Origin of the sequence: uncultured Barnesiella sp., assembly GCF_946496565.1 — a bacterium.
In the GTDB taxonomy this organism is placed as follows: domain Bacteria; phylum Bacteroidota; class Bacteroidia; order Bacteroidales; family Barnesiellaceae; genus Barnesiella; species Barnesiella merdigallinarum.
The window spans coordinates 256,573-283,377 of the sequence record NZ_CAMMHD010000001.1 but is presented as its reverse complement, the minus strand read 5'-3'; the positions used below and the strand labels follow the sequence as shown (position 1 = coordinate 283,377).

Annotated in this window: 17 protein-coding genes; 5 read left to right on the top strand and 12 right to left on the bottom strand. The window is 55.2% G+C overall.

From position 1 onward, the window contains the following. The first annotated feature begins 431 nt into the window (after positions 1–431). Entirely contained in the window at positions 432–782 is a 351-nt protein-coding gene (locus Q1K76_RS01040; protein WP_298663023.1) for a GIY-YIG nuclease family protein, read from the top strand. A 743-nt stretch (positions 783–1,525) separates the two neighbouring features. Here the strand turns inward: Q1K76_RS01040 and Q1K76_RS01035 are convergent. Together Q1K76_RS01035 and Q1K76_RS01030 are read right to left on the bottom strand one after the other, a co-directional pair. Then, the gene (locus Q1K76_RS01035) at positions 1,526–2,134 is read right to left on the bottom strand and encodes a hypothetical protein (protein WP_300130382.1); all 609 of its coding nucleotides are present in this window, start codon (positions 2,132–2,134) and stop codon (positions 1,526–1,528) included. A 49-nt stretch (positions 2,135–2,183) separates the two neighbouring features. After that, positions 2,184–2,414: a hypothetical protein gene (locus Q1K76_RS01030; protein WP_300130380.1), complete on the bottom strand. Its 231-nt coding sequence runs from the start codon at positions 2,412–2,414 to the stop codon at positions 2,184–2,186. Between the two features lie 241 nt (positions 2,415–2,655). On the opposite strand from Q1K76_RS01030, the gene Q1K76_RS01025 reads away from it, so the two are divergent. Further along, entirely contained in the window at positions 2,656–3,564 is a 909-nt protein-coding gene (locus Q1K76_RS01025) for a LysR substrate-binding domain-containing protein (RefSeq protein ID WP_087408063.1), read from the top strand. Positions 3,565–3,676: 112 nt separating this feature from the next. Here the strand turns inward: Q1K76_RS01025 and Q1K76_RS01020 are convergent, their stop codons facing one another. From Q1K76_RS01020 to Q1K76_RS01010, 3 genes are all read right to left on the bottom strand, one after another. Then, positions 3,677–5,428 (bottom strand): phospho-sugar mutase, encoded by a 1,752-nt coding sequence (locus Q1K76_RS01020; protein WP_300130377.1) that lies wholly within the window; start codon positions 5,426–5,428, stop codon positions 3,677–3,679. Between the two features lie 143 nt (positions 5,429–5,571). Next, a complete protein-coding gene (locus Q1K76_RS01015) occupies positions 5,572–7,215 on the bottom strand; it encodes a C69 family dipeptidase (RefSeq protein ID WP_300130375.1) in 1,644 nt (547 codons plus the stop codon). Positions 7,216–7,235: 20 nt separating this feature from the next. Continuing rightward, on the bottom strand, positions 7,236–8,894 hold the full coding sequence (locus Q1K76_RS01010; protein ID WP_087408066.1) for a M23 family metallopeptidase: 1,659 nt from the start codon (positions 8,892–8,894) through the stop codon (positions 7,236–7,238). Between the two features lie 498 nt (positions 8,895–9,392). Between Q1K76_RS01010 and Q1K76_RS01005 the strand changes: the two genes are divergently transcribed. Then, a complete protein-coding gene (locus tag Q1K76_RS01005) occupies positions 9,393–10,421 on the top strand; it encodes a virulence RhuM family protein (RefSeq protein WP_087408068.1) in 1,029 nt (342 codons plus the stop codon). A 122-nt stretch (positions 10,422–10,543) separates the two neighbouring features. Here Q1K76_RS01005 and Q1K76_RS01000 read toward each other — a convergent pair whose 3' ends face one another. The 7 genes from Q1K76_RS01000 to Q1K76_RS00970 all read right to left on the bottom strand — a co-directional run bounded on the left by Q1K76_RS01000 (position 10,544) and on the right by Q1K76_RS00970 (position 21,547). Beyond that, positions 10,544–12,109, bottom strand: a complete 1,566-nt coding sequence (locus tag Q1K76_RS01000) for a right-handed parallel beta-helix repeat-containing protein (protein ID WP_300130373.1) — start codon at positions 12,107–12,109, stop codon at positions 10,544–10,546. 18 nt (positions 12,110–12,127) lie between these two features. Continuing rightward, entirely contained in the window at positions 12,128–13,750 is a 1,623-nt protein-coding gene (locus Q1K76_RS00995; RefSeq protein WP_300130369.1) for a choice-of-anchor Q domain-containing protein, read from the bottom strand. 39 nt (positions 13,751–13,789) lie between these two features. Then, complete coding sequence (locus Q1K76_RS00990) at positions 13,790–15,067, bottom strand: family 16 glycosylhydrolase (protein WP_258326422.1); 1,278 nt, start codon at positions 15,065–15,067, stop codon at positions 13,790–13,792. A gap of 8 nt (positions 15,068–15,075) precedes the next feature. Then, positions 15,076–15,540 (bottom strand): T9SS type A sorting domain-containing protein, encoded by a 465-nt coding sequence (locus tag Q1K76_RS00985; RefSeq protein ID WP_258326423.1) that lies wholly within the window; start codon positions 15,538–15,540, stop codon positions 15,076–15,078. Positions 15,541–15,553: 13 nt separating this feature from the next. Beyond that, on the bottom strand, positions 15,554–16,048 hold the full coding sequence (locus tag Q1K76_RS00980) for a hypothetical protein (protein ID WP_258326424.1): 495 nt from the start codon (positions 16,046–16,048) through the stop codon (positions 15,554–15,556). Between the two features lie 459 nt (positions 16,049–16,507). Then, on the bottom strand, positions 16,508–17,344 hold the full coding sequence (locus Q1K76_RS00975; protein ID WP_298663453.1) for a glycoside hydrolase family 16 protein: 837 nt from the start codon (positions 17,342–17,344) through the stop codon (positions 16,508–16,510). Between the two features lie 159 nt (positions 17,345–17,503). After that, positions 17,504–21,547, bottom strand: a complete 4,044-nt coding sequence (locus Q1K76_RS00970; RefSeq protein ID WP_300130365.1) for a two-component regulator propeller domain-containing protein — start codon at positions 21,545–21,547, stop codon at positions 17,504–17,506. Between the two features lie 329 nt (positions 21,548–21,876). Here Q1K76_RS00970 and Q1K76_RS00965 point away from each other — a divergent pair, with 329 nt between their 5' ends. Beyond that, complete coding sequence (locus Q1K76_RS00965) at positions 21,877–25,065, top strand: TonB-dependent receptor (protein ID WP_300130364.1); 3,189 nt, start codon at positions 21,877–21,879, stop codon at positions 25,063–25,065. 45 nt (positions 25,066–25,110) lie between these two features. Beyond that, positions 25,111–26,787 carry a RagB/SusD family nutrient uptake outer membrane protein gene (locus Q1K76_RS00960; RefSeq protein ID WP_300130362.1) on the top strand — a complete coding sequence of 559 codons (1,677 nt, stop codon included), beginning with the start codon at positions 25,111–25,113 and terminating at the stop codon, positions 26,785–26,787. Positions 26,788–26,805: the final 18 nt, after the last annotated feature.

The window sequence follows — 26,805 nt, the reverse complement described above, 5'->3', positions numbered from 1 at the left end:
GGCGAGGCATTCATTTGCCGGTATTCCTGGATTCCGCATCAAGTGCGGAATGACGTGAAGGGTATTTCTGGATACCGCGTCGCACCGGGTCACCCCGCACTACGATGCGGGGTCCATTGGCGGGTATTTCCTGGATACCGCGTCGTAGCGCGGTATGACGTGGTGGGTATTCCTGGATTCCGCGTCGAGCACCGGGTCACCCCGCACAGCGATGCGGGGTCCAGTGTGTGGGTCACCCCGCACTACGATGCGGGGTCCAGAGAGGAAAGGCGAGGCATTCATTTGCCGGTATTCCTGGATTCCGCATCAAGTGCGGAATGACGGGAAGTACCGCGTCGTAGCGCGGTATGACCAGACCTCCGCATCAAGCGCGGTATGACGAGGTGACAGGGTCCAGTGCATGAGTGTGAAGAATAAAAAAACAGAGAACGATGCAAATTTACAAGGGTTTTGTCTATATCCTGGCCAGCAAACGAAACGGAACGCTCTATATCGGCGTAACCAACAACCTGGCCAGACGGGTGGCCGAGCACAAAGCCTCGATCGACGAGGGTTTTACCAGTAGGTATAACGTGAAAACCTTGGTCTATTACGAAGCCTTTCGGGATTTCTATTCGGCTATCTGCCGGGAAAAGCAACTCAAAGAGTGGAACCGGGCTTGGAAAATAGCCCTTATCGAACAGGAAAACCCGCAGTGGAGGGACTTGTCGGAGGAGATTGGTGTAACTCCCGAATATATTCAAGGCGTAATCGATGATTATCAATCGGGACTGTTCCGTTGAGGGGGCCCACTGGCGGGTATTTCCCCCTGCCCGTATTTTCTGGATACCGCGTCGCACCGGGTCACCCCGCACCCGATGCGGGGTCCAGTGGCGGGTATTTCCCCCTGCCCGTATTTTCTGGATACCGCGTCGTAGCGCGGTATGACGTGGCGGGTATTTCCTGGATACCGCGTCGTAGCGCGGTATGACGTGGAGCACCGCATCAAGTGCGGAATGACCGAGAGGGTATTTCCTGGATTCCGCATCACACCGGGTCACCCCGCACAGCGATGCGGGGTCCAGAGAGGAAAGGCGAGGCATTCATTTGCCAGTATTCCTGGATTCCGCATCAAGTGCGGAATGACCGGGAGGGTATTTCTGGATACCGCGTCGGGCACCGGGTCACCCCGCACCCGATGCGGGGTCCATTTGCCGGTATTCCTGGATACCGCGTCAAGTGCGGTATGATGAGACGGCGGGGTCCAGAAAAGTGCCTCTTGTGGGTATTGCCTTTGCCGGTATTTCTGGATACCGCGTCGTAGCGCGGTATGACGTGTGAGTGCGGAATGACGTAGAGCACCGCATCACAGCGCGGTATGACGTGGAGCTCCGCATCAAGTGCGGAATGACGTGTGAGTGCGGAATGACGAGGAACAGCGGTATGCCGTGAGACAGAACAACCCAGGCGAAGGGAAAGCCCTTCGCCTGGGTTGTTTTTGAGCCGGCCTGTCGTCCGGGAGCCCGGGAGGCCGGAGGGAGCCGTTTCACTCGGCCACTACCACCACCCGGCTGTTGGGCAGGTCGGGGATATAGATGTGACCGTCGGCCACGGAGATGTCGGCAGGGCCGACCAGCGGTTGTTCCAACTCGACCGATACCGGGGTAACCGTTCCGGTATTCAGGTCGATGCGGCTCAACCCGGCCGGAGCCCAGTTGGTGATGTAGAGGGCGGTGCTGTCGGCCGAGAAGGCGATGCCGTCGTATTGTCCCGGGGCATCGATGACCTTCTCCAGGGCGGGAGCGGCAACATCGGCCACGCGATAGATGGTGTGCTCGGGGCGGGTATTGCCGTCGGCGGGATAGGAGGCGATGTAGAGCGACTCTCCGTCGGCGAGCAGTCCGTTGGGACCGGGCACGGTGAGCCACTCGACGGGGGCACCGATATTGGCCATGTCGCTGATGTCGATCTTGAAAATCTGGTCGGCATTGGTTACCGAGGCGTAGAGGGTATCGCCTACGGCGGCCAGGTCGTTGACAAAGAGGCATCCCTCGGGCAACGAGAGGATGCGGGGCTGGGCCTCGCGCCGGGCCAGGTCATAGACCACGACTTTGTTTACATCGCACACGAAGAGATGGCCCTTGCCTACATACATGCCCTTGGGGGCCGAGAGGTTGCCGTCGGCGGGGATGAAGGTCGAGGTCTCACCATCCTTGTAGTGGAGGATGTAGCCCTTGCCCTCGGTATTGAGGGGGGTTGAGCTGCTCGGTGCCGAAGTTGGCGATGAGCAGGCCGCCGTCGTAGGGATAGGTGCTTTCGCAGAAGCGGACGCCTTCTTGAACGACTACGGGTGCCTGCGACACCGCCTTCTTTTGCGTGCAGGCCGAAGTGAGGAGGAGTATGGCCAAGCAGGCCATGGAAACTGTTTTTTTCATATTTGTATGATTCTTATGGTTTGGTATATCCAGGGTGACGGCGGGCGGAAGTGGTGGCGACGACGGCCGCAGGGGCTGCCGCAGCTGACCGGATTGCCCGACCGGGAGGAGCAGTCGACAGGTCTCTACCGAGCGAGGTGCTCTACAAATTTGGAACAAATCTAAGGCATTGCCGGATATTTGTCTATATTTGCAAAACAGATTTTTTCAATAACATCTATCGATAAAACCGATTAAGGAGATGGAACTGCGTCAACTGAACTACTTTAAGGCGGCTTGCGAACTGCGCAACTTTTCGGAGGCGGCGCGGATGCTGCATATCTCGCAGAGCACGCTGTCGCAACAGATAGGACAACTGGAGGAGGAGCTGGGTATCCTGCTCTTCGACCGCGTGGGCAAGCGGGTGCTGCCCACCGAGGCGGGTCTGGCCCTGCTGCCCTATGCCAGCAAGGCGATACAGGATGCCGAGGACGGGAAACAGATGATACGCGACCTGAAGGGCATCCGCACGGGAGAGTTGCACGTGGGGGTGACGCACAGCATGATTTCGCTGATGCTGCCGGCGCTGGAACGGTTTACGCGTGACTATCCGCACATCGGGCTGCGGGTGACGCAGGGGACCTCGGAGGAGCTGCTGCAACAGCTGGAGCGCCACGCGCTCGACTTTGTGCTGTCGTTCAAGCCGCGCGAGGTGTACAACGATTTTGAAACGATGCCTCTCTTTCTGTCGGAGCTCTACTTTGTGGTGCACCACTCGCACCGGCTGGCCTCGCTATCGTCGATAACGCTGAAACGGCTCTCGGCCACGCCCCTCATCCTGCCCGAACGGGGCTTTGCCACCCGCACGAAAATCGAGGAGCTGTGCCGCAAATACCGGCTGTCGCTGACCGTGGGCATAGAGATGAACGACGTGCACACCATTCTGCACCTGCTCAGGGGCGGAGAGTGGGGTACCATACTGACGCAGGCGGCGGTGGCCGACGAGCCCGACCTGGTGCGGGTGCCTATCTTGTGTGCCGAGCCGCTCACCTCGCCGGGCTACCTCTTCTGGCCGCAGGGGTGCTACCGCAAGCGGGCGGCAACGGCCTTTGCCGACTACCTGCTGGAGGTGATACGGGAGGGGAACTTCCGCCCGATTCCCGAGGGGTAAGGCACCTGCCCCCGCAAACACACAAACGGCCCCGGGAGCACGAGACTCCCGGGGCCGCTCTATCTCGAAGGGGCTGCCGCGCAAGGCGCGGCGCCCGACGGGTCGAAAGGGATTAGATGCCCAGCTCTTTCTTGATGGCCTCGATCTTGACATCGGCGGCAGCGTTGGCGGCGTCGTAGTCGGCATAGCTGTCCATCTTGATGCCGCGCACCTCGATGTAGAACTTGATCTTGGGCTCGGTACCCGAGGGACGGATGGAGACTTTGGAGCCGTCGGCGGTGAAGTATTGCAGCACGTTGGAGGTGACGGGCATGTCGAGTTTCGACTTTTCGCCGGTGACGGGGTTGAGGGCCTCGAGCGAGTCGTAGTCCTTGACGCATATGACCGGCGAACCGGCGAGCTCTTTCAAGGGGTTGGCGCGGAAGCTCTTCATCATGGCCACAATCTCCTCGGCACCCGATTTGCCCTTGCGAACGACCGAGATGCCTTTCTCTTTGGAGAAGCCGTATTTGATGTAGATGTCCTGCAACATCTGGTACATGGTCATGCCCTTGTCCTTGGCCCAGGCGGCAATTTCGGCCATGAGCGAGATGGACGATACGGAGTCTTTGTCGCGCACGAAATCCTCGGGGAGGAATCCGTAGCTCTCCTCACCGCCACCGATGTAGCGGGCCTTGCCCTCGTTCTCGCGGATAACCGAGGCAATCCACTTGAAGCCGGTGTAGCAGTCGTACATCTTGAAGCCGTTGCGCTCGGCAATGGTCTTGATGGTTTCGGTGGTGACGATGGTCTTGACGATGTACTCGTTGCCCTTGAGCAGCCCCAGCTCCTTGTTGCGGGTCATGAGGTAGTTGAGGAATATCATCACAATCTGGTTGCCGTTGATGAGGACAAACTCGCCCTTGTCGTTGCGGACGGCCATGCCGATGCGGTCGGCATCGGGGTCGGAGGCTACGACGAGCTCGGCATCGGTCTCAATGGCTTTCTTGATGGCCATGTCGAGGGCGGCGGGCTCTTCGGGGTTGGGCGACACGACGGTGGGGAAATCGCCGCTGACCACATCCTGCTCGGGCACGTGGATGATGTTGGTGAAGCCGAAGTTCTTCAGCGAGGCGGGCACGAGGCGCACGCCGGTGCCGTGGATAGGCGTGTAGACGATTTTCATGTCGTGGTGACGGGCAATGGCCTCGGGGCTGAGCGAGAGGGTCTTGATGCGGTCGAGGTAACGGCGGTCGATCTCCTCGCCGATAATCTCGATGAGAGCGGGGTTGCCCTGGAATTTCACATCCTTGACCGAGGTAATCTTGTTCACCTCGTCGATGGTGTTCTTGTCGTGGGGGGCAATCATCTGGGCGCCGTCGCTCCAGTAGGCCTTATAGCCGTTGTACTCCTTGGGGTTGTGCGAAGCGGTGAGGATGACACCACTCTGGCAGCCCAGCTCGCGGATGGCGAACGATACCTCGGGGGTGGGACGCAGGGCGTCGAAGAGGTATACCTTGATGCCGTTGGCCGAGAATACGTCGGCAGCCACCTCGGCAAAGCGGCGGCTGTTGTTGCGGCAGTCGTGACCGATGGCCACCTTGATCTGGGGCAGGTCGGCAAAGGCCTTCTTCAGGTAGTTGGAGAGTCCCTGGGTAGCGGCCCCCACGGTGTAGATGTTCATGCGGTTGGTGCCTGCACCCATGATACCGCGCAGACCGCCCGTACCGAACTCGAGATCCTTGTAGAAGGCCTCGATGAGGTCGGTCTTATCTTCGTTGTCGAGCATGGCCCGTACAGCGGCTTTCGTCTCTTCGTCGTAGCCTTCGCCCAGCCATACCTGAGCTTTGGCCTCTACTTGTTTCAATAATTCTTCGTTTCCCATATATTCAGAATTCAATAGTTAATTGTTTCGTCGATTTACAGTTGTTTATTTCGCTGTGACAAATTTAGTTATTTCCTCGAGACTGATGCAAAAATTAAGAAAAAGTTTCGTATCGTTTTCACCGTTCGAGGCAAGAACCGGGTTTAGAACTGCGGAGCCTTCTCGAGGAAACGGTCGCCGGTCTGGCGCACGATCTCTTCGTAATACTCCTGGGAGTAGCCGGGGAAGAGGGGCGAATCGGGCAGGCCGTAGCCGTTGTCCTTGAAGTGGCCGTTCTCTTCGCGCTTCACGTTGCCGTCGACAAATTTGACCATGAGGTATTCGCCCAGTTGCTTCCAGCGGGCGGTCGAAGCCTCGGCAGCCTCGCAGCTGTACTGGGTGAGGAAGGCCACGGCCTCGGCGGGCGAAGTGGCGTAGAGGTCGGCAGCAGCCTTGTCGATGGCAGCCTGGCGGGCGTTGAGCGAGCCCTCTATGGCGGTCTGCACCTTGCGGATGTCGCCGATCATGGGCTCGTAGCGGGCATAGGCCATGTTGGCTACCCAGTTGTGAACCCAGAAGGCCGAGGTCCAGGAGAAGTCGTACATCGAGCCGTTGCTGGGGCTGAAGCACTCGGGCACGCGGGTGATGCTGCAGTACATGGGCACATAGATGCAGGTGTTGGCATCGTCGACACCGAACCAGAGCACACCGCCCACGGCGTCGGGCAGCCAGTTGCGCATCTGGCCCACGAGGGTGAAGCCGGTCTGCTGCGTGGCGATGGCCCGCTCCATGCAGTAGGATTTATCCTCGACCTGGAACGACATGGGGCGGAAACGGTACGGCACCTTGAAGGGACCGGCACCCACATCCTGCGTCATGTCGAAGGGGGTACCCTCGAAGTGGTCGCGCATGGCATCCTTCATATCCTGCACGGTGAGTTTGCGCGAGGGCTTGATGTAGAGGGGGAAGGGGTTGTAGACCTCGCCGTTGATGTAGGGGAGGTACTGGTCCATGGTCGAGTCGTACTTGCGGAAGAAGGCCCACACGCGGGCATCGCAGGCCCGCAGGGCGCCGAAGTCGGCGGGGTAATAGGTCTGGGCAAAGCTGAAATCCTTGTTCAGGCCGTCGAAGTAGCCCATCTCGCGGGCAAAGGAGATGACATCGGGCGAGTAGAGGCAGTTCTCCTTGTCGTCGAGGGGAATCTTGTGAATGCGGGGATAGTTGGCGTGGCCGGCAATGCAGTCGTCGGGGATGCGGATAGCCACCCACACGGCACCGCGACGGTCGGGGCCCTTGCCGATGAGGTCCATCACCCACACCTCGTTGGGGTCGGCAATGGTGAAGGACTCGCCGCTGCTGCAGTAGCCGTATTTCTTGACAAGGCCGGTCATCACCTTGATGGCCTCGCGGGCGGTCTTGGCCCGCTCGAGACCGAGTTGGATGAGCGAACCGTAGTCGATGATGCCGGTGGTATCGACCAGCTCGGGACGTCCGCCCCAGGTCGATTCGACAATGGTGAGCTGATGCTCGTTCATGTTGCCCACCACGGCATAGGTGTGCTCTACCTGCTCGATTTCGCCCAGCGGTTTGTTGGTGTCCCACTCGACAATCTTGCGCATGGAGCCCTTGGGCCAGTCGGCAGCCGGCGACGAGGTGAGCGCCCCATACAGGGTATGGGAATCGGCCGAATAGGTTACCAACACACTCCCGTCGGCCGTAGCCTGCTTACCGGCTATCAAACTCGTACAGGCCCACGCCTGCGGCCAGGCGGCCACGGTCAAAAGAGATAAAATCGCTAATTTTTTCATATCTAATCGGTTATTGTTATTTACCAAACAAATGAGCCGGTGTATTCCCGCTCGTTGCCACACATGTCGGTAGCCCGTACCCGCAGGGTGTGCTTGCTACCCTTCTTCACCCGGTTGCTCTCGAGGCGATACGAGATGCGGCCGGTCTTGCCATCGAGTTCGAAGAGGACAAACTTGCCGTCGATTTCGCCGCGATAGCTCTTGAGGCCGCTGGCATTGTCGGCCACCTTGAGCACCACGGTGCCCCGCGAGCCCCAACGCTCGGGCGTCACGGGCTGGATGGTGGGTGCCACCGAGTCGACCGCTACGGCATAGGAGCCGAAGTTGCGGATTTTGGCCTTGTACCAGCCGTCGGCATACTCGCCCGCTACCGGGTAGACCCGGCTGCCCTTGATGCGCACCAGGTAGTATTGCCGCTTGTCGGCCAGCGGGTCGCGGGTGAGGCGTATCGAAATCTCGGCCGGACGGTGCAGCGAAATGTCGTCCGGGCCGATGATGTGAGTATCGGAGTAGTAGCGGTTCGACTCGAGCTTGCGCCGCGTAAAGTCGATGTTTTCGTACAATGCCCCGGCGGGGACGAAGATACCAAAATCGTCTTTCTTATACAAATTGTCGACGGCATACGAGAAATAGATGCCCGATTTCTGGGGCTCGACCGGCTCTTGCAGCCGCCCGACCAACGAGAAGTTCAACACCGATTGGTTGCCGTCGTAGTCGGTGAGCACATAGCGGCAGGGATAGACGCGCTCCTCATCGACGTGGAGAATGCCGTGATTGTCGACCTGCTTGTAGATGGAACGCAGGCGGTTGCCGGGTGCCACATAGGTGCGCATGATTTTCCCGTCCTCGGTGAAGCTGTTGATGTAGCGGGTCTCGTCGAACGAGTAGCGGTAGATATAGGTCGAGAAGAAGAGGCTGTCGTCGACATAGAGGTCGACCTGATGCACGCCGTATTTGTTGGCCGTGCCGGTCATGCGGTCGTAAGCCTCGATACCGAACGAGACATCGCCCCAGGCCGGAATGGGTTCGCCTATCGAGTAGGCCCCGGCACCGCTCTTGGTAGCCTTGCGCTCGAGCCGGCGGGACGAATTTTCCATCACCCCGGCATGCGTATAGACCACCACCCGACGCGCCTCGGGAGCCACGTCGTCGGTAATGTATTGCGAAAGCCACTCCTGCGGGTCCATGGGGTCCTGGGTAGCCGTGTCACGGATGTCGAGGTGCAGGTGAGGCCCGCCCGACGAACCGGCGTTACCGCTGTATCCGATCATATCGCCCTGCCCTACCGGGATTTCGCCCTCGGCAAATTCGCAGTCGATCGAGAAGCCCTCTTGCTCATATTGCAGACGACGCACAATCTCGTCGATAAAAGGGGCAAAACTCTTCAGGTGACCGTAGACGGTGGTCAACCCCGACGGGTGATTGATATAGACCGCACGGCCGAAGCCCCACGGCGAAACCACGACCCGCGACACATAGCCGCCATCCATCGCATAGACCGGCAGGCCGGTGCGACCCTGGGTTTTCAAGTCGATACCCGAATGGAAATGGTTGGGGCGCAACTCCCCGAAATTGGCACTCATCAACAAAGGTATTTTCAACGGCGCAATCATTTCGCCACGGCACACGGGGACAACGAGAGCCAGAACTACCCCCAGCCATATACCACGTAAACGCATATTATCCTTTCTTTTTCTACATCGTGTAAAACGGTAGCCTCTACCCGACCGTATCGAATCTGATGCGAGATCCCGAGGCTCGACCCCTTACATCCTTGCAAAGATAGTGAAAGGTGAGAGCAGAGACAAATGAAAACCAAGTTTTCAATTTGACTATGCCGAGCCGCATCCTATCTTCGTGTAACAAAGATAGTGAAAGGTGAGAGCAGAAAAAATAAGCTCGCTTGATTTTTTATGCCGAACCGAATCCTATTTTATGAAAAGATAGTGAAAGGTAAATACAAAAAGACTAACTTGTTTGAGATTTTTTTGCCATGCCGCAGTATTTCCATTCCCAAAGAAGGAACCTCCTTTGCCCGTTCTTTCTGCCAAATTCTGAGAAACACACCTTTCACAAACAAACATATCGGATAAAAACAATATATTTGCAAGAGAGCGTCATATGACTCAACCCATATTCAAACATCAACTGAAATACTCTTTTGAAAAAGACATGTCATGAGCAAAAAACTCCAGATACGTAACAGCACGGCCGAATTTCTCATATTTCAAATAGAAAACCAAGAAGACGGTATAGAAGTGATGTATAGAGACGAGACCCTTTGGCTGACCCAAGACGCCATTGCTCTACTGTTCGACAAAGGTCGCTCTACAATAACCGAGCATTTGCAGAATATCTTTCAAAGTGGTGAGTTACAAGAAGATTCAGTTTGTCGGAAATTCCGACGAACTGCCGCCGACGGAAAAGAGTACGCTACAAAGTATTATAATTTGGATGCCGTTATCTCGGTCGGTTACCGAGTCAATTCGATACGGGCAACGCAATTCCGTCAGTGGTGCACATATATTCTGCGTCAATTTGCCATACGAGGTTATGTCATTGACAAAAAACGTATGGAGAATGGCTCATTTCTCAATGAAGACTATTTTGAGCATCTGCTTGCCGAGATTCGTGAAATTCGATTGAGCGAGCGCCGCTTCTATCAAAAGCTGACCGATATTTACGCAACAAGTATCGACTATAACCGCAACGCTCCCACTACCCGTTTGTTTTTCCAAAAAGTACAAAACAAGATACACTATGCGGTTCACGGGCACACGGCTGCAGAGTTGATTGTAGAACGAGCCAATGCCGAAAAAGAACACATGGGCCTTACCTCTTGGGAAAACGCGCCTAATGGAAAAATCGTAAAAACCGATGTGGCGGTTGCTAAAAACTATTTGAAAGGAGACGAACTGGAGTCGATGGGAAGAATTGTTAACGCGTTTCTCGATTTGGCTGAAGACAGAGCCAAGCGTCGCATTCCCATGACAATGGAAGACTGGGCCATACGAATAGATAAATTTCTGGATAGTGACGACAGGCCCATATTGGCCGATGCCGGAACCGTATCGACCGAGCAAGCCAAATTATATGCCGAAACCGAATTTGAAAAATATCGCCTCATCCAGGATAAATTGTTTCAATCGGATTTTGACCGATGGAATGATAACCCGCTGATTGATTTCGACAACGACAAGGAGTGAATCGTCAAAGGTAACTCCCGCTTCAACCATCACCCCTAAACACAAAAAAGCAGCCCCACCTGAATATTCAGGCAGGGCTACACTATAACCAATCCTATCTCCTACCGGAGAAACACATTAGATTACAACATTACTTTTTCAGCTTTCTTGCTTACTCCGTCGGTGAGTACGAAGATGACGCAACGAGCACCCAGCTCCTGTTTGTCGACCGTGAGTTGACCGGCAGCCTCGGCAGTATAGAGCGTGCGGCCCAGCATGTCGACTACGGTGAGGGTGAAGCGACGGTCGGCGGTGTTGACAACCGTAACCTGGTCGCCATTGCGAGCGATTACGAAATCGGAAGCATCGGCAACAACCGACGAAATGGCCGATTCATCATCATCGAGACCTCCGTATTCATAGGCACCGATATCTCTTGTACCGGCAGCATACTTGCCACGAATATCGGTCGCGGGGATGAGTTCGGCATAGGAACCCGTAGCGTAACCGGCATTTACGGCGTCGCTGTTCTCGGCCGTCAAAGCCAGGTAAGGTACATAGTTGTCGGTCGAGAGTTCGGTAGCCAAAGCGACCATCGAGAGCGGATACGAGGCCAGCGTCTCCACGCGGTTGTTGTACAGGTCTTTCTTGTCGTTGAAGCACTCGTCGTCGATGAATTCGTTGACACCACGCTCGGCACCTACAATGATATTGTTGTAGCCGATGATGGGCGAACGGAGGTCGGCAACCGAATAACCCTCGGCACCAAAGATACCCGAAGCGTTGGCAAATACGAGGTTGTTGATGAAGATAACTTCGCCGCCCTTTTCGCCGTAGATGTCGCCTACACGCAGAGCACCGTCGTTACCGTAGAAGGTGTTGTTTATAATTTTGACGGGGATTTCGCTGTTGTCCGATACATCGATGGCAGCCTGGTTGGCCAGGTCGGAGGTGTTCTCGAGGAAGGTACAGTTGACAATCTTCACCTCTTTCATGTTGGAGTATCCGGCACCGGCATCTTTCGTCGAGATAGCCGTACCCACACCGTTCAGGTCGTTGCGGTAGAAGGTACAGTTCTCTACCAGCAGCGTACCGGCCTCGCCATTGTTCACACCGGCTTGTACGATGGCAGCACCCGTACCGTAACCGCTGTTCACGTAGTTGCCGTCGAAATAGGAGTTGCGAACCGTTACACTCACACCACGAGAAGCAATACCCGAGCCCCCCGAGCCCGACTCGTTGTCGATGAAGGTACAGCTATCGACTACCAGCGTGTTACCGGCAAAGAATACACCACCGCCGGGGTTATACTCGATCTGGCGACCGTTGAGGAAGGTGATGCCCTTCAGCGACAGGTCGCAACCACCGACAGCACGCAAGATGCGGGCACCTTCGCCACCATCCTTACCGGCTTTCTCGGCGGCGCGCAGCGTGGTGTTGTCGCCGATAATCGAAACAATCTTGTTGTTACCCAAATCCAACTGACCACCTGTATCGAATACAGTATTGGCCTCGAGGTAGATAATCGTCTCCTCGTTCTCTTGTACACTACCTATTGCTTTGCTTACGGTTTTGAAAGCGGTGTCCCAAGACAATCCATTGTAGCTGTCGCTACCCGTACTGGCTTTCACATAAATTTCTGTGGCAGCAAAGGAGTTTGCTCCGAGAGAACCTGCCAACAGAGCTACTAATAAGAACTTCTTTTTCATAAAATATTGATATTAAGTTTATAAGATTACTTTTTTCGTGATTTGTGTCGTACCGTCGGTGGCTACGACCAGCAGAACGCCGTGGGCGAGAGAAGCCCGGGCTACCACGGCCGATTGCGGTACCGACAGGGTGCCTACCCGACGGCCGTCGATTTGGAAAAGATTTACCTCGAATGCGGTATCGGTATGATTCTCGACTACCAGTTCGCCCGAACGTACATAGACTCTGAAGTCGGGGGCGGCATCGACCGAGGCAACAGCCGTAGGCACATCTTCGGTCACATATTCATAGGCACCGATGTCGACACCCTCGTCGTCGCGGGCATTGCCCAGCACATCGACCCCGGGGACGATATTTGCATCGCCCACCAGATATTCGGCCGTACCGGCATCGATGAGCAGACTCTCTTCGGTCGTAGCCAGATAGGGTACGAAGTTATCGGTCGAAAGCGTATCGGCGAATCCCACCTCACCTATCAACGTAGTGAGGCTGTCGATGTCGGCAATGAAGGGATCGCCCACATTCGACTCGCGCGCCGTGAGCAGCACGTTGCCATCGACCTCGTTGGCCAGTTCGGTTACATAGGCGTGAGGCTCGAGCACGGCGGCGTAGTTGTTGCGGCACACGATGGTACGTCCCGTAGCAGCCGGCGAAATGACGGCACTGCGCAAACCGACCACGGCGTTGTTGACGAAGTAGAGGGTATTGTTGCCGGTCTCGCCCACGTTGACGGCAGAGGTTCTTTTGTAGACCTTCTTCATCAGGGTCTGGTCGCCCTCCTCACCCTCGGCATCGTCTCTCAAATCGAAGTAGAAGGTGTTGTTCACCACCTCGGCCGTATTGGAAGATCCATTGAACAGGATATTGGGAACAGAGCCTACGGGAACACCCAGCGTAGTGTTGTTGTAGAAAGTGTTGTTGACCAGGCGGGCCTGCACGTTCGAGTTGTTGACGATACCCACGGCGTTGGCTCCCGAATTGGAGTTAATCACGTTGCCCTGGAAGATAGAGTTTTCGAGAGTGAAAACCCCATCTTTACCCTGGAAATGGATAGAGGTACCACTCATGGAGTCTCTGTATCCTTCGGTCTCGTTGTTCTTGAACACGCAGTTGGTAATGGTCACGCTCATGGCATTCGTACCGGTAGCGATGGCGGCACCGCCGTCGGCTCCCGATGTCAGCGAACAGTTTTCAAAGGCACAGCTGTCGACTACCAGTTCGGAGGCACTGCCGGCATTGCCGGCAAAGTAGAGCACACCGCCCATGCTGGTGTAGTCTTTGACTCCGGTGAAGGTGATGCCCTTCAAGACCAGACGGGCAGCCTCGGTGCGCAAGATACGCTGAGCGGTACCGGCATTGATGGTGGAGCTGTCGCCGATGATTGTCAAATCGACCCGGTTCGTGCCGGTGGTCATGTTACTCTCTTTAAACTCGTGACCCGGTTTCAGGTAGATGGTTACCGGCTCGTCGGCCGTTACGTTGTTGATGGCCGAAGCCACTTTGGTATAGACGGCATCGACCGTCATACCGTCGGGTGCGTTTCCATCGGGATCGACATAGTAGACCTTGTCGGCTCTCCCGGGGAAGCTACACATAGCCGCCATCAGGACGGTACAGACAAGTGTAGTTGTTTTTTTCATGATTTTAGTCTTATTGGTTTTATCCGTTTTATCTTTATGTTACTGGTATACTCGTACATAGTCTATCACATACTCACGCGGCAATGCCTCTATGTCGATACCCTCGCGGCCTCCCCAGCCACCACCGAAGGCGAAGTTGAGCAACAGATAGAAATCCTTGTTGAAAGGCCAGTTGCTGTCGGAGTAAACCCGCGACCGTACTACGGTGAACTGGAGCTCGTCGTCGATATACCACATGAGCCGGTCGGGATGCCATTCGAAGGCATAGACGTGCCAATCTTCGGGATTCTCGATAGGTGCGCTCGAGGCGTAACGGTTGGGTTGGTTGTTGCCATTGAGTTCGGTCGAGTGAACCGTGAAATAGATGTTTCCGGGATCGTAGCCTACATGCTCGATAATATCGATTTCGCCACAGGCAGGCCAGTCGCTACGGTCTTGCGGGAACATCCAGATGGCAGGCCAGGAACCCAGACACACGGGCAGTTTGGCACGTACCTCTACCCGACCGTAGGTGAAGGCAAACTTGCCTTTGGTCACGACACTGGCCGAAGTGATGGGGATAATCGTATCGGCCCGATAGCCGTGCGAACCGCCAGCGCTCCAGGGTTTCTCATAGAGCGCATTCTCGATGAGGGCGCTGTCGTTGCGGCAGACGATGTGCAGATAGCCGTCGGCCATGTAGCAGTTCTCCTCGCGGGCTACCGTATAATACTGTTCCTCGCCGTTGCGGGTGTAACCCTCTTCATAGCCCCACTTGCTGTCGTCGGGCAGACCGGTACCCTCGAACTCGTCGGAGAATACCAGCTTGGTATAGCGTTGGGGAATTTTCACCGACTTCAGGTTACCCTCGTTGTCGCACTCGAGACTCCATTGCGTACCGTCGTCCGACTTGAGCAGCAAAGCCTTCTCGGCCGACAGGGCATAGGGCACCGTACCCAACTCTTGCGTAGTGGTAAATACCCGTTCTCCCGTGCCGGGCAATTCCAGTTCGGTTTCAATCGAAACCTTTCCCCACCAGTCGACGGCTTCGAACGAGCCTTCGAGCGGAGTACCCGCACCTACTTGCAGGCTCACCTGTCCATTGGCATCGCTCACGGTCGAATGAGTCTCGCTATACAACAACTGAGGTTCGGCATCGGACCGTGTCGACAAGGTACGCTGAATATAGAAACGCACCGTCACCTCCTGGTTGGGCATGGGGTTACCTTGCTCGTCGCGCACTATGGTCTGATAGGGTATCCCCTTTATGGTTTGGGCACATACGTCAATTGCCGAAAGCAAACATACGGCCCATATGGCTAAAATAAATCTTTTCATCGTCACACCTATTTTTTAATAATCTTGACAGAACGGCGTCCTGTCTCATTTTCCATTTTCAACAGATACTCTCCGGCTTTCCGGTCGGCGAACCCGATTACGGCCTGCTGTCCATCGAGCATACGGCCCGAGTCGAGCATGCGGCCCTGCAAATCGTAGAGCTGCCAGGTGGTAACCCCCGAGCCCGAAACCGTGAGATACAGCACATCGGCTACGGGATTGGGGCCTGCGGTAAAGGTGAGGTTATCGCCCTTTATGCTCAAGATACCCGAGGTCGAGAACTCGATCGGTTGATTGAACCCTTGCGAGAAACGAACGACATTGGAGCGCAACACCGACTCGGTGAAGACCTCGCCCAACGTCCAGGTGAGGGTCTCGGTCGTGCAGCCTGATGTCGACAAAACCGATTGAGCCACGGCCTGCCCGCTCAATACCGACGCTACCGATAATAATAGTATAGCTTTCTTCATCATCGTCTCATCTGTTTTATTGGTTTACGGCTTCGGTCGAGATTGTACCGTCGTTGGCCACCTTGATGCGCCACATTTTACCATCGGGCGATTTTATGTGTACGTTGTCGGCCACTTCGGCACACTTGGCATAGGGCACACTGAGCAGTTGCTGAGTACCCAGGCTCACATAGCCGGTACCCCGGTTGACTTGTGTCTCGAAGAAGTAGGCGTCGGCACTCCAGTCAATATCGTAGAGTACGTTGACACGCGACGTGTTGGTGCCCTCTCCTACCTTGAGGGTGATGATACCCGAGGCATTGGTCGAGGTGGTATGCTCCTCTTCGTACACTACCGTACCGTCGGCCGAGCCTTGATGAATGCGCACCTTCAACTCGAGGGGCTTGTTGGAAGCGATGCTGCCGTCGTCGTTGCGCATCACGGCCTGATATTGAAACGAACCCGGAACCTGGGCTGCGGCTCCTAAGATTCCAAAGAATGCCGTCAAAATGGAAATGAATCTCTTTCTCATAAATCTCTTTCTATTTTTTATTTTACGTTTTACAAATAATTGTCTGTATCCTGTCCTTGTCTTGTGACATCACAAATGTAGATTGAATCGGGACGAAAGGCTTTACTGCGAGTATGTGATTGTTTGAAGTTTTGCATTCGCTATTGAAAAATTGTAGCAAAAACTTTGAAATATGTTGCAGAGCGGCCCGAGCGGCCCCGGAGAAGCCTTTTTGTGACTATTTTCTTGCATTTTTCCGAAAGGAAAACCGGGAGCGTTCTGCTCGCATCATAACCTCTGCCGAAGGCGCTATTTCGCAGGTAGGCCCCCCGAACTGCAATCTTGCAAGGGGGCAAACACAACCCCTCCTACCTCCCGGCCGAAACAGAAATTCCGATTGATTCAGGTGCCTCACTTCGGGAGGCACAACCTGCCGGGAGGCAGTAAGAGGATGGCTCGCGATGTATGATGATTGAAAACCTATTGATAAACCTTCACGTAGTCGATTACATACTCCTGAGGCAGCCCCTCGAGGTTCACCCCCTGGCTACCGCCCCAGCCTCCGCCGAAAGCGAAATTGAGTATCAGGTAGAAAGGTTGGTCAAACGGCCAGGCTTCCCAGCCCTCTTCGTCCTTGACCACCGAGTAGGTCTCGACCCCGTCGAGATACCAGGTGAGTTTGTCGGCCCGCCATTCGAAGCCATACACGTGAAAATCGGTGGCTACCGTGGGGCAGTCGACCGTAAAGCGTTTCTGGTTGTTCTTGGTGTGGTTGTACTTCTCGGTGTGTATGGCATAGTGCACCTTGGGCAGGTCGTAGCCCACGTTTTCCATAATGTCTATTTCGCCGCTCCGGGGCCATTTGCCATAGGTGTCTCGAGCCGGCCTCATCCAGATGGCGGGCCAGGAGCCCCGGCAATCGGGCAATTTGGCCCGTACCTCTACCCGACCGTATTTCCACTCACCCAATCCGCGGGTGGTAATGCTGGCCGAAGTAACGGGGGCCACACTGTCGCAGCGGGTCGTATCGACTGGTGTCGCCCAGGCCTTGCCGAACAATCCCTGCTCGATGCGGGCACTGTCGTTGCGGCAGACTATGTGCAGACAGCCATCTTTCTGATAACAGTTTTCGGGCCGCGCTACCGTATAATACTGCAACTCGCCGTTGCGCACATACCCCTCTTCGTAATTCCATCGGGTAGAATCGGGCAACCCCTCACCGTCGAAATGGTCTTCAAATACCAGTTTGCTTGTCGGGCTGCATGCCGCCAACAGCCACAGCGGCAACCCGACCCAAATCCATTGCACTCTTTTCATGATTTCAAATTCTATTTGCGTTAACAGTGCAAAGATAGGCACGGGGCGGGGCTCGGCTCTTTCATATATGTAGCGCAGATTTCAGTTTATGTAGCAGAAGTGCCGTCTACACGCACTTTCGGGGACACAGCCCCGGGAGGTTCTGCAAAGATTCTGCAATCAGTCGGCCGACGGTTTCGGCTCGTCGGTGGCTTCGGAGTCGGTCTCCTCCTCAGACCGGGCGGCTCCAGCATGGTTCAGCTCGACATAGCGGCTGGGCGACATGCCGTAGAAGTCGCGGAAGCTGTTGGAGAAGTGCGAAAGCGACGAGAAGCCGGCCTCGTAGGTGACCTCGGAGATGGAGAGGTTTTTCGTCACCAGCAACATGGCGGCATAGCGCAGACGGGTGGTCTTGAGGTAGTCGCTCGGGTTCTGGTTGGTCAGTTGCTTGAGCTTGCGCTGGAGTTGCGAACGGCTCACCCCGATTTGGCGGCTGATGGTCTCGACCGAGAGGTTGGGGTCGGAAATCTGCTCTTTGACAATCTGTTCCAGCTTCTCGAGCAGTTTCTCGTCGCCCGACTTTATCTTGATGTCTTCCTTGCGCAACTCGTGTTTCCCCTCGTATTTTTCGCGAATGGTGCGACGCAACTCGATGAGCTTGCGCACCCGGGTACGCAGGTGCTCTACGTTGAAGGGCTTGGGTATGTACGAGTCGGCCCCCACCTCGAGCCCCTCGATGCGCTGCTCGATAGCAGTCTTTGCCGTGAGCATGATGACGGGGATATGGCAGGTTTTGTCGTTGGTTTTGATTTTCTTGCACAACTCGATGCCATCCATCTCGGGCATCATTACATCGGTAATCACACAATCGGGCATCTCGCTGATGACGAGTTCCAACCCCTGCACTCCGTCTTCGGCCTCGATGACCCGATAGTCGCCAAGCACCTCTTTCAGATACTTGCGTATATCCTTGTCGTCTTCGGCCACCAGCAGTTTGTACCGGGATGTGCTCGTCGAGCCCTGCGACTGTTCCTCGGGCGTATCTTCGACGAAGTCTTGCAACGCGGGCTGCACCAGTGTGGCCAGGCTGTTTTCGGAGCCCTCGGCCTGCATCTCCTCTTTCTTCAAATAGCTGTTGTCGAGGGGCAACGTGATGACAAACGCAGCCCCGCCAAAGGGAGAATCGTCGACATAGATGCGGCCGTGGTGTATCTCCATGAGGCTGCGCGAGAGGTGCAACCCGATACCCGTGCCCACCTTGTTGCGGTTGGCACTCGTGGGCACCTGGTAGAAGCGATTGAATATCAGCTCGCGCTGTTCGGGCGGAATACCCTCGCCCGAGTCGGCGATACAGATTCTCAACTGGTCGCCGTCGCGCCCTATCGTGATGTCGATGCGGCCGCCCTCGGGGGTATATTTGAAAGCGTTGGAGAGCACGTTGAATACCACTTTGTCGAGCTTCTCCTGATCAATCCACACCTTGGGCAACCCCGGCTCGACCTGCAACGAGAAGCGAATTTTCTTCTCCTCGGCAATGTTGTCGAACGACGAGGATATCTCGCGGAAGAAGTGCTCCACATCGGTAGGCGCAGCCAGCAGCCTCACCTGACCACGGTCGAGTTTTCGCATCTCCATCACCTGGTTGATAAGGCGCAGGATGCGTTGCCCGTTCTGGTTGATGAGCTTATAGACATTGCGCAGCGACCCCTCGGGCGTATCCTTGATCAGGGTCTCTATGGGCGAGAGTATCAGGGTCAACGGGGTTCTGATTTCGTGCGATATGTCGGTGAGGAACTGGAGTTTCGATTGCATGATGAGGTTGTCGTTCTCCTTCTGAATGGTCTCTTTCTTGCGACGTACCCGGCGCTCCATCATGTAGAAGAAGAGGAAGAGTGCGGCCAGCACACAGAGGATGTAGAAGGTCTTGGCCCACCACGTGAGCCAGAAGGGTGGTGTGATGACAATGGGCAAACTGCGTTCGACTGGTTTCGTCCCGGGCAGGAAGGCCCGCACCATAAAGGTGTAGGAACCATGGTTCAGATTGGTGTAGGTAGCCAGCCGACTGCCTGCGGGCAGGGTGCGCCACTCGGTATCGAAGTTCTTCATCTTCACCTGGTAAATCACCTTTTCGGGCGAATTGTATTCGAGTGCGGCAAACTCGATGGAGAAGCTGCGAATATCGTGTCCGATCTTGATACGGTCGGTCGCGTTGATGTTGTGCTTCAGCACGGCATCGTCGGTATCGCCCACCTCGATTTTTTCGTTATAGAAATAGAGGTCGGTAAACATGAGGTTGGTGAGCTCGTGCCCGGCATGCGGCACAAAGGGATAGAAGGCCGTGAGCCCGTCGATGCCGCCAAAAAAGAGCTCGCCCGTCTTGGAGCCGAAATGGGCTCCGCGTCTGAACTCGTTGTTCTGCAAGCCGTCGGAGGTGTAGTAGTTGGAGAATCGCTTTTGCTTCACATCGTAGAACGAGAGGCCCAGCGAGGTGCTGATCCACAGATTGCCGTTCCCGTCGATTTCGATGCCGGCAATAGAGGCGTTGGCCAGCCCGTCGGCCTCGGTATAGAGCAGCATGGTGTCGCGCTTCAGGTCGATGTAGTGCAGCCCGCCTTTGGTCCCCACCCAGATATTGCCGGCCTTGTCCTGAGCTACGGCGTAGATGTTGTTGTTTTTGAGTTTGCCGTTCTCGACATTGTAGTCGTGAAACTGCCCGGTCTTCTGGTCGAAGCAACTGATGCCGGCACTACTGGTACCTATCCATACCTGCTTGTCGCGCCCGAAGAGTATGGTATGCACCGAGTTACTGGGTATCTGGTTGCCGCTGTACATCATATCGTAGGTGTAGCTCGTAATCTTACCGGTGTCGTGGTTGTAGAGGCAAAGGCCGTTTTCGTTGGTACCAATCCACAGAGTGCCGTCGGCATTCTCTTCGATGGTGTAAATATCCTTCACCGCCTTGCCGCCGGCGTGCAGTTTCACGCTGCGGAAGCTGTCGGAGCCCTCGTCGTAGAGATAGAGCCCGTGCAGATAGGTACCCAGCCAGATGCGTTTCTTGCTGTCCTCGAAAATGGCCAGTACCACACTGGCCGGCAATTGGGCGGTGCTGTAATGGCGGTCGACCTTGCGGTTGGCATTCAGGCGGTAGATGCCGTCGCCGTCGGTACCTATCCACACGCGGCGGGCGCTGTCCTCGAGAATGCTCAGCACACACTCGGTACCGATATTCAACTCGGGGTGAAAGAAGTTCAGGCCCCAGTTGTGGAAGATGCGCTCCTGTTGGGGAATCATCATGATACCCTTCTGGTAGAGCACGAGCCACAGGTTGCCCAGCCGGTCTTCGAGGATACCGTGCACCTTGGCGTGGTGCATGTCTACGCTGTTCAAATCGGAGTCGTAGGTGCTGATTGCCCCGGTCTTGTAATCGAAATTCTTAAGCCCGTTCCCGTCGGTACCAATCCAGATATTGTTATGGAGCCCCTTCTTCAAGGTGAAAGCCCCCTCGACCGAGGGGATGTAGTTGCGGATAAACTTCTTGGAGTTGTAGTCGAACAGGTCGATACCGCCGTCGATCATACCGATGAGCATGTTGCCGTCGGGGAGCTCGACAAACGAGAATACCTTGTTGCTCGACAACGAATTCTCGTCGTCGGGGTCGTGTGCATAATTGACAATGGTGTGGTTTTCCATGTTCAGCACACTGATACCGTTGTCTTGCGAACCGATCCAGATATTGCCGAAACGGTCTTCGTATATCGTATTGATTTTATCGGAGCAGATGTTGCTGTTGGTAGGCAGGTAGTAGACGGGACGATGGTCGTCGCCCTTGAGACAGATGGCACCGGCCCGGCTGGTCGAGAGCCAGATGTTGCCCCGGCTGTCCTCGATGATGCAGCTGATGTAGCTGAAATCGGTAATGTAGGGGTAGGAAAAACGGATGGTCGTGAAGCGGTCGGTCGTCCGGTCGAGCAGTTGCAGGCCGCCGGTGGTTCCCACCCACAGATTGCCTTTGGTATCGTCGTAGACCGTCAGCACCGAATTGTTGTCGAGCGAGGTCTCATCGTCGAGTATGTGGTAGTAGGTCTTGAACTTCAACCCGTCGAAACTGTTCAACCCGTTGTCGGTACAAATCCAAATAAGACCGGCCCTATCCTGATAGATACTGTTTACATGACTGTTGGAGAGTCCCTCCTGCAAACCATAAAACTTATCGGTATTCGCCAAGAGTGGAAAAACAGAGAGCCAGAGCAAATTAAGTAATATGTGTAGTGTTTTCGTGTGCATCATCGTCCAGTGAAACGAAATCTTCTTGAATTAGGGCTTTTGCTTTTACTCTACAAATGTAGTGCTTTTTCTTGAATTATATCGGCCCGGTAAAACTGGCTACATATCTTTAACTCTTTGCTACATTTTTACAACATAGCCTCACCATACGAAAATACTAATACTTATATATGCAAGCCCTCGAAAGAACTACGAAGTAATTTTGACATACAAAATTTCCGTACTTGACACAAGGCAAAAAACATAGAATAACACACAACAATCTAATCATGGAAAAAGAAAACTTTACCAAAAAACAAACAAGAGGGAGGATCAAGGATATCCTCGTATTCTTGCTGCTTTTTATGGCGTGCGGCGGTTCCGTATTTGCCCAGTCGACAAAAATTTCGGGTATTGTCGTTTCGGCCGGCGAACCGCTGATCGGAGCCAGCATTGCCGAAAAAGGCACCACCAACGGAACCATTACCGACAAGGACGGCCGTTTCGAGCTATCCGCTTCGCCCAATGCGGCTCTGGTTGTTTCGTATCTGGGTTATGAAACGACTACGGTACACGTAAAAGGCAAAACCTACCTGACTATCGAAATGACCCCGGCCATGAACATGCTCGACGAATTTGTGGCCATCGGTTACGGCGTGCAACAGAAGAAACTGATAACGGGCGCCACCGTACAAGTGAAAGGCGACGACATTGCCAAACTGAACACGGTGAATACGCTGGGCGCCTTGCAGAGCCAAACACCGGGTGTCAACATCATCAAGCAGAGCGGTAAACCGGGCGACGGTTTCAAAGTAACCATCCGTGGTCTCGGTACCATCGGCACCTCGGATCCTCTCTATATTATAGATGGTGTGCCCAACGGCGATATTTCGATGCTGAGCCCCTCGGACATCGAATCGGTCGACGTGCTGAAAGATGCTGCCTCGGCCGCCATCTACGGTGCCCGTGCCGCCAACGGCGTTATTCTGGTAACTACCAAGCAGGGTAAAAAGGGAAAAGCCACCATCGAGTACGACGGCTACATCGGCTTCCAGAACCTGGCCAAGACGGCTACACCCCTGAATGCCAAACAGTATCTCGAAATCCTCAACGAGGCCGGTTACGACCGCCAATACTTTGCCGACCGTATTCCCGGCAGTATTCTCGAAGGGGTAGACAACGGTACTTTCACCGGCACCAACTGGCTGAAAGAGATGACACTCGAGAATGCTCCGCAAATGGGACATGCCGTGAACGTGACCAGCGGTAACGACATCTCCAATTTCTCGTTCGGTTTCTCCTACACGTCGCAAGAGCCGGTTATCGGTCTGGAGAATCCCGAAGTGAAATCGCTCTACGAGCGTTACACCCTGCGTTTGAACTCGGAACACCACGTCATCCGCAGCGGCGACCGCAACATACTTACCTTTGGCGAGACCCTTACGGCCGGCCACGTGAGCAGCTCGGGCCTGGGTATGGGTACCGGCAACATCTACTGGAACGACGTGCGCAGCGCCCTGGCCGGTAACCCGCTGCTCCCCGTATACGACGAGAACGGCGACTACCACGACCCGCTCGAAGGGCTCGACTACCAGTCGGTAAACCCCATCGCTCAAATGGATTACCTGCGCTCGCGCGTAACCAGCAAAAACTACTCGGTGCGCGGTAGCCTCTACCTCATCTTCGAACCCATCAAGAACCTGAAATGGCGCTCGACCTTCGGCTATGCCTACAACGGCGGTACCAGCCGCGAATATACGCCGGTCTATCGGTTGAACTCGGTCAACTTCTCGGACCAGGACAAGGTGACTCAAAGCTCGTGGAACGGCTTGCAATGGAGCTGGGACAACACGGTTTCCTACGACTTCACGCTGAACGACTTCCACAAATTCAACGTATTGGTAGGTAACTCGCTCGAGCGCTGGGGATTCGGTGAAAACCTGGCCGGTTCGAACAAGGGTTCGGAGTTCGACTCGTTTGAATATGCCTACCTGAGCAACGTCAAGACCGTGACCAGCGGAACAACCACCGCTACCGGTTCGCCCTGGGACGACGGCAGTATCGTCTCGTTCTTCGGTCGTGTCAACTACGACTACAAAGGCAAATACATGGCCAGCGTGACGATGCGTGCCGACGGTTCGTCCAACTTCGCCCGCGGTCACCGCTGGGGTTACTTCCCCTCGGTATCGGCCGGTTGGAACATCCACGAGGAGAATTTCTTCAAAGAAAACGTGAACTTCATGGACCAGTTGAAACTCCGCGCCAGCTGGGGTGAGAACGGTAACTGCAACATCGGCCGCCTCGCCTACCTCGAGACCATCGCCATCGGCAACGCCACCAACGCCGCCATCTACTACTTCGGCGAAGACAAGTCGGCCTACACCATCGGTGCCTATGCCGACAAGATTGCCAACCCCGACCTCACCTGGGAGACTTCGCGTCAGACCGATATCGGTTTGGATACCCGTTTCCTGAAAGGCCGTCTGGGATTCTCGTTCGACTGGTACGAAAAACTGACCCTCGGCTGGCTCGTGAAACCGCAAGGCCTGGGTATCTGGGGTACCGACGCCCCCTACATCAACGGCGGTGACATCAGAAACACCGGTGTCGAAATTGCTCTCGACTGGACCGACCAGGTGGGCGACTTTACCTACAGCATCAAAGGCAACATGTCGTACAACCACAACGAGGTACTCAGCATCGATAACGGCGAAGGCTTCATCAACGGTACCTCCAACATCCTTACCCACAACACCACCTATCTGGCCCGTGCCGAAGTGGGACAACCCGTAGGTTTCTTCCACGGCTACAAGACGAACGGTATCTTCCAGAACCAGGAACAAATCGACTCGTATACCTGGACCGACCCCGAGACCGGTGCCACCAAGAAAATCCTGCCCGATGCCAAACCCGGCGATGTCATCTTCATGGACCTGAACAACAACGGCTCCATCGACGACGGCGATAAGACCTTTATCGGCGACCCCCACCCCGATGTAACGTACGGTATCTCGATAAACCTGGGTTACAAAGGTTTCGACTTCTCGCTCACGGGTTATGGCGTAGCCGGCAACCAGATTGCCAAGTCGTACCGTAACAACACCAACACGACATTCGACAACTACACTACCGAGATTCTGGGCCGCTGGCACGGCGAGGGTACCTCGAACCGTCTGCCCTCGATCAACGGCAGCTCCATCAACTACGGCTACGTATCGGACCTCTATATCGAAGACGGCGACTACTTCCGCATCAGCAACGTGACGCTGGGCTACGACTTCAGCCGCCTGATCAAATCGAAATTCATCTCGCAACTGCGCTTGTATGCCAGTGTACAAAACCTCTTCACCTTTACCAACTACTCGGGTATGGATCCCGAAGTAGGCTACGGAGGCGGCGACAACTGGACCTCGGGCATCGACCTGGGTTACTATCCCGGCTCTCGCACCTACATGTTCGGTGTTAACCTCAAATTCTAACTCATCATACCAAAAACCGTTTAACCGCAAAAAAGAAATCACGATATGAAAAAGATATTGTATTTTATGATCGGTATCCTCTTGCTCACCAGTTGTGAGGATTTTCTCGATTCGAGCAACAAGACCAAGAAAGACTCGAGCAACTTCCCGCGCACCGAAGCCGATGTGTCGCAACTGCTCACGGGCGTATACTCTATTCTGGGACGCCCCGAGCCGCTGGGCAGCCTCTTCTTCGTTTCGGAACTGATGTCCGACGACCGTCTGGGCGGCGGTGGTCCCGACGATAAGAGCTGCAAGGCTATCGACCAGTTCAAGAAGAGCAGCGAAGACATGTTCAACAACCCGTGGCGTGCCATGTACTTCGGGGTATACCGCAGCAACTACCTGCTCTCCAACCTCGACCAGGTGGTATGGAACAGCGAGGAGTCGAAAAACAAGATTCTGGGCGAGACCCACTTCCTGCGTGCCTACTTCTACTTCGACCTGGCCCGTATGTTCGGACAGGTACCTCTGGTACTCAATCCCGAGCCGGTAAACATTCCCAAGGCATCGACTACCGAACTCTACGGACAAATCGCTACCGACCTGAAGACGGCCATCGAGCTGTTGCCCAGCGTGAAATTCCAGGACATCGACCGGGCCAAAGACCTGGGCCGGGTAACCAAATGGGCTGCCGAAGCCTTGATGGCCCGTGTCTTCCTCTTCTATACCGGCTACTACCAGACCGCAACTCTGCCTCTGGCCGACGGCTCTCAGATAACGAAAGACCAGGTAGTCACCTGGATTGTCGACTGTGTGGAGAACAGCGGCCACGACCTGCTGCCCGACTTCCGCAACCTGTGGGCCTACTCCTATGTAAAGGATTACAAGTATACGGCCGACAACAACCTCAGTTGGGCCGGTGACGGTACGGCCGAGACGGTATTCTCGATCAAGTATTCGTCGTTGGCCAACGACTGGAACTCGCCTCAACAGAAGAGCAACCAGATTTGCCTCTACTCGGGTTTCCGCGAACAGAACTACACCAAGACCTTCCCCTTCGGTCAAGGCTGGGGCATGGGTACGGTCAACCCCAAAATCTATGACGACTGGGATCCCAACGACTTGCGTCGCGATGCCTCGGTGCTCGATGTCAGAAACACCGACGAGGTGGCCGACTTCGACTTCGGCGGCGGCAACCAGGAAGACAATACCTGCTACTTCCAGAAGAAATACATGCCTATCAACGTGTGGACCGACGAAACGAAAACCGACGTCCACAACTTCAGCCACGAGCTCTATGGCATGGAGGGTACCGACTACCAGCGCGACAATATTCAAGACCTGATTATCATCCGCTTCTCCGACGTGCTGCTCATGGCCGCCGAGCTGGGTGCTCCCAACGCACAACAGTATCTCGACCGCGTGAGAAGCCGTGTGGGCCTGGGTTCGGTTCCGGCCACGCTCGAAAACATCAAGGCCGAACGCCGCTTCGAACTGGCCTTTGAAGGTATCCGCTATTACGACCTGCTGCGCTGGCACGACGAAGACCAGATTACGGCCAACCAGACCGGCATCGTCACCTACAACCGCCGTGGTCAAGCCAATGCCGCTACCAAGAATATCGAGTTCCGTGCCGAAACCGGTGGTTTCTTGCCGATTCCGCAAACGCAAATCGACCTGTCGGGCGGCGTACTTACCCAAAACGCCGGCTGGGAAGGCAGCGACAACTATTTGAACTAATCCTCGAAAACGATCTGC

What these genes read in the sequence shown, in the direction of transcription:
- Q1K76_RS01025 (WP_087408063.1), top strand. Translation starts at nt 2,656, where the DNA reads ATGGAACTGCGTCAACTGAACTACTTTAAGGCGGCTTGCGAACTGCGC.
- Q1K76_RS00975 (WP_298663453.1), bottom strand. Translation starts at nt 17,344, where the DNA reads ATGAAAAGAGTGCAATGGATTTGGGTCGGGTTGCCGCTGTGGCTGTTG.
- Q1K76_RS01035 (WP_300130382.1), bottom strand. Translation starts at nt 2,134, where the DNA reads ATGTATGTAGGCAAGGGCCATCTCTTCGTGTGCGATGTAAACAAAGTC.
- Q1K76_RS00960 (WP_300130362.1), top strand. Translation starts at nt 25,111, where the DNA reads ATGAAAAAGATATTGTATTTTATGATCGGTATCCTCTTGCTCACCAGT.
- Q1K76_RS01020 (WP_300130377.1), bottom strand. Translation starts at nt 5,428, where the DNA reads ATGGGAAACGAAGAATTATTGAAACAAGTAGAGGCCAAAGCTCAGGTA.
- Q1K76_RS00995 (WP_300130369.1), bottom strand. Translation starts at nt 13,750, where the DNA reads ATGAAAAAAACAACTACACTTGTCTGTACCGTCCTGATGGCGGCTATG.
- Q1K76_RS00980 (WP_258326424.1), bottom strand. Translation starts at nt 16,048, where the DNA reads ATGAGAAAGAGATTCATTTCCATTTTGACGGCATTCTTTGGAATCTTA.
- Q1K76_RS00985 (WP_258326423.1), bottom strand. Translation starts at nt 15,540, where the DNA reads ATGATGAAGAAAGCTATACTATTATTATCGGTAGCGTCGGTATTGAGC.
- Q1K76_RS00990 (WP_258326422.1), bottom strand. Translation starts at nt 15,067, where the DNA reads ATGAAAAGATTTATTTTAGCCATATGGGCCGTATGTTTGCTTTCGGCA.
- Q1K76_RS01040 (WP_298663023.1), top strand. Translation starts at nt 432, where the DNA reads ATGCAAATTTACAAGGGTTTTGTCTATATCCTGGCCAGCAAACGAAAC.
- Q1K76_RS01010 (WP_087408066.1), bottom strand. Translation starts at nt 8,894, where the DNA reads ATGCGTTTACGTGGTATATGGCTGGGGGTAGTTCTGGCTCTCGTTGTC.
- Q1K76_RS01000 (WP_300130373.1), bottom strand. Translation starts at nt 12,109, where the DNA reads ATGAAAAAGAAGTTCTTATTAGTAGCTCTGTTGGCAGGTTCTCTCGGA.
- Q1K76_RS01015 (WP_300130375.1), bottom strand. Translation starts at nt 7,215, where the DNA reads ATGAAAAAATTAGCGATTTTATCTCTTTTGACCGTGGCCGCCTGGCCG.
- Q1K76_RS01030 (WP_300130380.1), bottom strand. Translation starts at nt 2,414, where the DNA reads ATGAAAAAAACAGTTTCCATGGCCTGCTTGGCCATACTCCTCCTCACT.
- Q1K76_RS00965 (WP_300130364.1), top strand. Translation starts at nt 21,877, where the DNA reads ATGGAAAAAGAAAACTTTACCAAAAAACAAACAAGAGGGAGGATCAAG.
- Q1K76_RS01005 (WP_087408068.1), top strand. Translation starts at nt 9,393, where the DNA reads ATGAGCAAAAAACTCCAGATACGTAACAGCACGGCCGAATTTCTCATA.